The organism is Vibrio sp. 2132-1 (genome assembly GCF_033344315.1).
The window spans coordinates 433-668 of sequence record NZ_JAWPON010000398.1 but is presented as its reverse complement, the minus strand read 5'-3'; the positions used below and the strand labels follow the sequence as shown (position 1 = coordinate 668).

Genomic DNA, 236 nt, shown 5'->3' with positions numbered 1-236 from the left:
GATGTGTTCATACTTAAGCTGGTGTATCCCAACCCAAGTAATAAGAGCGCACCAAATGGATCACCGGCTAATTCACCGCAGATGCACACTGGCACATGATATTTATCGCACACGTCATGAATCTGTTTGAGTGCTAACAGCACTGCCGGATGCATGGATTCATAGACATCAGCGACGCGGGAATTGTTCCGATCCACCGCCAGTAAATACTGAGTTAAGTCGTTAGTACCAACAGA

Annotated in this window: 1 protein-coding gene; it reads right to left on the bottom strand. The window is 46.6% G+C overall.

Annotated features, from left to right (window positions below; translation table 11 throughout):
- On the bottom strand, positions 1-236 hold a 236-nt coding region (locus tag R8N47_RS25655), incomplete at both ends, for a putative PEP-binding protein (RefSeq protein ID WP_318186159.1).